The sequence below is a fragment of the Desulfosporosinus sp. I2 genome (genome assembly GCF_000960765.1).
In the GTDB taxonomy this organism is placed as follows: domain Bacteria; phylum Bacillota; class Desulfitobacteriia; order Desulfitobacteriales; family Desulfitobacteriaceae; genus Desulfosporosinus.
Genome location: NZ_JYNH01000203.1, coordinates 1 through 6,231 on the forward strand (window position 1 = coordinate 1; position 6,231 = coordinate 6,231).

At 44.5% G+C, this 6,231-nt stretch carries 5 protein-coding genes and 1 pseudogene; 3 read left to right on the forward strand and 3 right to left on the reverse strand.

Annotated elements, in window-relative coordinates; genetic code table 11:
• Both UF75_RS24175 and UF75_RS24180 read left to right on the forward strand, forming a co-directional pair.
• Positions 1 to 1,324, forward strand: a 1,324-nt coding sequence (locus tag UF75_RS24175) for an ATP-binding protein (protein WP_045577073.1), incomplete at its 5' end; no start/stop codon positions are given.
• 5 nt (positions 1,325 to 1,329) lie between these two features.
• A complete protein-coding gene (locus UF75_RS24180; protein WP_045577074.1) occupies positions 1,330 to 2,721 on the forward strand; it encodes a sigma-54 dependent transcriptional regulator in 1,392 nt (463 codons plus the stop codon).
• Positions 2,722 to 2,939: 218 nt separating this feature from the next.
• Here UF75_RS24180 and UF75_RS28735 read toward each other — a convergent pair whose 3' ends face one another.
• A complete protein-coding gene (locus tag UF75_RS28735; protein WP_156146596.1) occupies positions 2,940 to 3,125 on the reverse strand; it encodes a hypothetical protein in 186 nt (61 codons plus the stop codon).
• A gap of 148 nt (positions 3,126 to 3,273) precedes the next feature.
• Between UF75_RS28735 and UF75_RS24185 the strand changes: the two are divergent.
• Positions 3,274 to 3,591, forward strand: a pseudogene (locus tag UF75_RS24185) (thioredoxin family protein); the annotation flags it as partial.
• A gap of 199 nt (positions 3,592 to 3,790) precedes the next feature.
• On the opposite strand, the gene UF75_RS24190 reads toward UF75_RS24185, so the two are convergent.
• On the reverse strand, positions 3,791 to 4,015 hold the full coding sequence (locus UF75_RS24190; RefSeq protein WP_045577075.1) for a MoaD/ThiS family protein: 225 nt from the start codon (positions 4,013 to 4,015) through the stop codon (positions 3,791 to 3,793).
• Positions 4,016 to 4,030: 15 nt separating this feature from the next.
• Positions 4,031 to 5,755, reverse strand: coding sequence for an aldehyde ferredoxin oxidoreductase C-terminal domain-containing protein (locus UF75_RS24195; RefSeq protein ID WP_197079529.1), 1,725 nt, complete (start codon positions 5,753 to 5,755; stop codon positions 4,031 to 4,033).
• Positions 5,756 to 6,231: the final 476 nt, after the last annotated feature.

Below are 6,231 nucleotides of genomic sequence, written 5' to 3' on the forward strand. Positions count from 1 at the left end.
AGTCTTTATCGAACAGCCGGTTCGAGAAGCAAACAAACCGATTTATGAATTTGCTATGCGGCTTATCATGATCGCGATCTTAATCATGGCCCTAGTCATGATTTTAAGTATTGCCTTTGGTTTAAAAGTGGTACATCCGATTGAAAATCTTGAAGAGCAAGTCAGGCTAATTATTTCTACGGGTGACTTGGAGTCCCATATTCCCATGGAAAGTTGGGATGAAATCGGGAGGTTAGTCAAATCCTTTAATCAGTTGTTAAATTCCTTGGATCAGAAGAATGAAAACCTAAAAGATGAAAAGGAACTGTTGACCACCGTCGTTGACGGGGTTGGCGCTGGAATGATTCTTTTAAATCCTGATAAAAAGATTATTTGGTGGAATACGAAGTTTGCTGAATGGTTTGGACATGATTTAACGAATCTTCCCTGGGATCAAGTGATTAGCAGGCAAGGAATGGAAGACGTTTACCTCGAAAATGGACGAACTATTTCTGTTTTTGTGAACGAGGAACGCCGACATTTCCGTCAGATGTATTATGAGTTGTCACCCGATAATCCGGAGAATGCATCTTACCTGTTACTACTTGACGATGTTACCCAAGAAGTGGAAATGGAGGCCAGGATGATTGAGACGGATAAAATGGCTGCCATCGGACTTTTGGCCTCAGGAGTGGCTCATGAAATTAACAATCCCTTGGCTATCGTTGCAGCTCATAGTGAGGACTTACTGGACCGCTTGAATGAGGAAACACTGGCGCCGACACGAGGGGAAATCAAGACAGGCTTTAAGATCGTCTTGGAGCAAATCGTCCGCTGCAAGCAAATTACGGATCGTTTACTTGGTTTTGCCCGCAAGCGTATCAATGGAAGTGACCTCATCGATATTGGTGTTGCCAGCCTGCAGACACTTGGACTTTTAGAGCACAAAGCGAAACAAAAGCAGATAAAACTTGAGCTCCAACTGGAAAATAATCTCTTTGCCCTAGGTAATGAAAATGAGTGGCAGCAAGTAGTGCTCAATCTGATCACTAACGCTTTGGATGCCTCTGCTGAAGGAGGAGTCATCGAAGTTAAAGGATACCGTGAGGGAGAAAAAATCCATTTTCTAATCAAGGATTATGGGGAAGGAATTCCTCAAAGTAATCTAAAGAAAGCATTCGACCCGTTTTTTACCACGAAATCTGTAGGACAAGGAACTGGTTTAGGGTTATATGTAAGTTATGGAATTGTTCTGAAGATGCAAGGCGAGATGTCCTTAGAAAGTACGGAAGGTCAAGGAACCCGCGTGAAGATAACCTTGCCTCTCCATAAGGCAGGAGATTAAAGCAGATGAAACACTGTCAAAAGATTTTAATTTTAGACGATGAAGACGCTTTGCGCGCGATTATTGCCCAGCGTTTAACGCGTAAAGGCTATGAAATACTCGAAGCCGGTACAGCAAAAGAAGGTTTATCCCTTCTCAAAGAGACTTTAATCGATGCGGTCCTATTAGATATCAAGTTACCGGACGGTGACGGGCTAATCCTTTTACCAAAAATCAAACAATTACAGGCCGATCTCCAGGTCGTCATGTTAACGGGAAATGGTACGATTGAATCAGCCATTGAAGCCATGAAACTTGGAGCGTATGATTACCTGACCAAACCGTGTAACTTGTCTGAGCTTGAAATCACATTGCAAAAGGCCCTTGAAAAGCAGAAGTTATTGCTCGAAAATACGGGGCTCAGGCAAGTGGTGAACCGCCAAACTCCAGAACAAAAAATCATTGCCGAAAGCGCACCCATGAATGCGCTCCTCGAGATGACCCGTAAGGTTGCCCAAACTGATGCATCAGTGCTCATACAAGGAGAAAGCGGCGTAGGTAAGGAGTTAATTGCCCAAGCCATCCATCTCGGTAGCTCAAGGGTTAACCGCCCCTGGGTTCCCGTCAACGCCGGCGCCATACCTGAGGCTTTAATTGAAAGTGAACTTTTTGGCCATGAAAAAGGGGCCTTTACCGGAGCAGGGACGCAAAAAATCGGTTTAGTCGAAATGGCTGATAATGGCACCCTCTTTCTCGATGAAATCGGGGAAATGCCTTTATCTATTCAGGTAAAGCTTCTCCGGTTTTTAGAAAGCGGAGAATTTCGGCGCGTTGGAGATACCCGACTCCGGCGGGTAGATGTTCGGATTGTCGCGGCAACCAATAGAGATCTTAAACAGGAAATAAATCACGGAAGATTTCGAGAAGATTTATTTTATCGCTTAAACGGCTTAACCTTAATCGTCCCCCCTCTCCGTGAACGGCGGGAGGATATCCTTCCTCTTGTAAAACATTTCCTCGAAACCCAGAGCAAAAATAAATTACTGGATCACGATTATAGTTTATTACCAGAAACGAAGGAGCGCCTGCTAACATATGATTTTCCCGGTAATATTCGTGAGCTCTTCCATCTCATTGAACGAGGACAAATCTTATCAATCGACGGGAGGATCACACCTCAAGATATTTGGGGGAAATCAGAGCAACTCCTGAAGACCTCCCCCTCTTTCAATTCAGAAGAAAAATTTTTCAATCTATTCCACGACCATCATTATCCATCTTTAGAGGATGTTGAAAAACACTACATTTTAGCCACTCTAAAAAAGGTGAAGGGCAATAAGACCCAAGCTGCAAATTTATTGGGAATCAGCGTTAGAAATCTGTATCGAAAACTACAGAATTATGGGATGGTAGAATAATCGCCATGCGTGGCGCATAAAGAAAACTTGGCTGGCGCCCGAAGACACTGTCTTCGCACGAATTAACCTTCTAGTTAGCCTTGGCGAAGGCGGCCGGTCGAATGCTAAGCCATCCATGGCGCATTCGACACTAGACACGTCCTGTGTCGTCGCCTTAGTTGCCCTTATGCGCTGGCCACGACGATAAGCGGATGAGCTTATCGCCACACTGCAACTCACTACGCATACTCCAGCAGTGTGGATTGGCCGAGTGTCCCTGTAGCCAAGACTCGAACAAGGATGTTCGAGATTAGAGCGCCGCCATGGATGGCAAGGCGCCGTGATGGCGGGAAGGGACCTTCCAGAAAGTATACAACGAAGTTATACTTTCTGACTAGTACAGAGAAGGTGCTTCGAATCAACATTCAAGCACCTTTTTTGTGTGTACTGACTGTAGAAGTGTGTAAAACTTTCACAGCCCTCTCCCCCGAAAATAGAAAGAACTATAGCCATAAAATTATTGACGGCTAAAATTTCTTTTTCTGAGAAGACTATGGATATGTTAGGAAAGGATGTGTGCCAATGATCAAAGAAATATTCTCAGGGAAACTGCCTGCTGTCTTAAATAATCCGACTCCAATTGCGCTCGAATTTGGCTCTGAGGGATCGTCTGATAGTCAACGACTTCATTCAATCATGGAACAGGTTTCTGCTGATCTTCAGGGCAAAGTCGAAGTATATTATGTTAATGTTGACAAAGTCCCAGAAGTTAAGGAAATGTATAAGGTAAAGGATCTTCCAACCATGATTTTATTCAAAGATGGTGATCCGCAGGCCACGTTGGTCGGCTATCATTCAGAACAAGAAGTCCATAGTTTTCTTATCCAGTAACCAATCTTTAGTAGCCTTTAGTAGCCTTTAGTAGTCTTTAGTAACCCAAGCCTTTCAGCCCTCTTACTAGCCTTAAAATACATTATAATGGAATTTAACGAGTTCACTATAGAGTTAGTATGACGGTAAATCAGCAAGTTTACCTGATATAAAAGGAGGTTAGCTCAGCTAACCTCCTTTTATATCACTATTTTTTCACTTACATCCCACCGACTGGTGGAGAAAACGCAACCGTATCTTGGTTCTGAAGGATTCGTCCAAATTCAGCTTGCTCGCTGTTAACCATACAGATAGCCACCTCTTCAAGGGGTAGATTATGCTTTTTTATAACATCAATGACTCGACTGTTTTCCTTTAATTCGGACGTTTTCTCTTCAAACCGACCTTCACGAAGGTCACCAAAAAGTTTTACCGTTACTTGCATTGCTAGACCCCCTTGCTAAAAATTATAGACCTGATCGAGCTCTTGGTCGGTGAAATCCCAAGTGGCATTATGGGGAGGTACTGGTTCACTGAAGAATTCCGGTAAGCGGTCATCATTATTTGTAAATCCGGCTGCTTGATTAAAAGCCCTTTCAGTTTTAAGCACATACCGTCCCATATTAAACCAATCGTCGACTGACATGTTTGTTCCATACTGGGCATTAATCATATCAATCAAAGCATGCGAGACCGGCTCATAATCCAGGATGGCAAAAGCCGTGAATATACATAAACCGGCGCTGTCAATAGCTGCCGTAGCAATCTGTAAATTCCTGGAAAGTTCGACCTGCCCTTCTTTGGCTAAAGGGTCAATTCGACCTCCTACATTCAAAACGTTCGATGTGACAGAATACCCTGCAGTATGATCCGCACCCATTGGGGTTGTAGCGTAAGTCACACCAATGCCCTTGACAGACCGCGGGTCATAGGCAGGCATGCTTTGATGTTTAACCGTCGGAATACGGGTTAACCCAAAGGCTTTACCCGTGAATTCGGCTCCATTACCAAGAATACGGCCAATTGGAGTACCTTCTTTGATTTCTTCTTTAAATAATCTCAGCATTTCCGGTCCATCACCCCAAGGAAGGACACCTGCTTCCATAGCCACCATCATAGAGCCGGCAGTTTCAATCGTATCGATACCGATATCATCACAGAGCTGATCGATATTCGCGATGAGGTCCAGGTCATCAACGGTACAACCCGCTCCAAAACCCCAAATCGTTTCATATTCAAAACCTGAGGTCAGGTATTTATTATCTTTGTCGTTATAAGTTTGGGAACAACGTATGACGCAACCAACGTGACAGCCATGGGTGGGATCCCCTTTTCTGCTCATGATGGTTTCATACATCGTTTCGCCACAAATCTTTTCGGCCCCCTCGAATTGCCCCATCCTGAAGTTCTTAGTTGGCAATCCTCCGGCCTCATTCAGAATATTGACAAGTACATTGGTTCCATATTTAGGCAAGGCATCCCCGCTCACTGGGTGACTGAGCAATCCTTTATTAAAAAGCTGTGCCGCGTTTTTAAACGCTTCCTTATCGTTGATCTTGATTCCTTCCCCATCATTGTCGTCTAGGGTAATGTACTTTATTTTTTTAGAACTCATCACAGCACCGAGTCCACCACGTCCTAAACTGCGAATATGCCCTTTAGGGTCTTTGACAGAAATGTTTGCGGCGGACATTTTGTATTCTCCAGCTTGCCCAATCGTGATAACTCCCGTATTCTCTCCATATCTGGAAGTCAAAGTATGGATCACTTCATAGTTACCCTTGCCAAGGAGTTCGGTCTCTTCTTTAATTTCTATGCCATCTTTATGAACATGGAGACAGTACCATTGGTCTCCTTTGGGAATATCTTCAATGATTAACGCTTTGACCCCCAGCTTGGCAAATCGTTGGGCCACAGTACCTCCAGAGTTGCTTTCTTTGATCCCACCCGTCAATGGGCTCTTAGCCCCAGCCGATAAACGTCCCGAGTTAGCGGCCATCGTGCCTGCCAATAATCCTGGTGCAAAGACTAACTTGTTTTTCCTGCTTAAGGGATGACAGGTAGGATCAACCTCTTTGGCTACAATAACCGAGGTAAGCCCCCGCCCACCCAGTTGCTTCCACTCTTCCGGCACTTCTTCCGCAACGAACGAGAGATTTGCCATGTTTACTCGATAAATTTTCACGATACGCCCTCCACGAAGCTCAATTTTGTGAACTCGCCTACTTGAGAGCTTCACAAGTTTCACTAGCTCACATAGGAATATTATCTAACGTAAGCATCATTACTATTCTATAAACTGTCGTTGTTCTTAGGCCCGCCAAAGCCTTAAGGTCAGACAGCGAAGGCTCCCCCCCTGATTTTGACATCAACTTTAAACTCTCCATCAAACACAGATAGTCACTCTCACAAGTCACTATCTGCCTCACTTTTTAAACTTGAGTATCACTTCAACAATTCGGGGTTTGTGCCGTTCTTCGTGAGAAATCCTACTATTGGCTTCATTCTCGTTTACTACCCAGTATCTGTTCTGCGCAAAGCACTCCGTCCACCGCTGCCGATATGATACCTCCAGCGTATCCGGCTCCCTCTCCACAGGGGTAAAGCCCTTTGATGCCAATAGCCTCTAAGCTGTCCCCTCTGGTAATGCGAACTGGGGAA

Excerpts from the sequence above, each read along its gene's own strand:
- UF75_RS24190 (WP_045577075.1), bottom strand. The coding sequence starts at position 4,015 with ATGCAAGTAACGGTAAAACTTTTTGGTGACCTTCGTGAAGGTCGGTTT.
- UF75_RS28735 (WP_156146596.1), bottom strand. The coding sequence starts at position 3,125 with ATGTTGATTCGAAGCACCTTCTCTGTACTAGTCAGAAAGTATAACTTC.
- UF75_RS24180 (WP_045577074.1), top strand. The coding sequence starts at position 1,330 with ATGAAACACTGTCAAAAGATTTTAATTTTAGACGATGAAGACGCTTTG.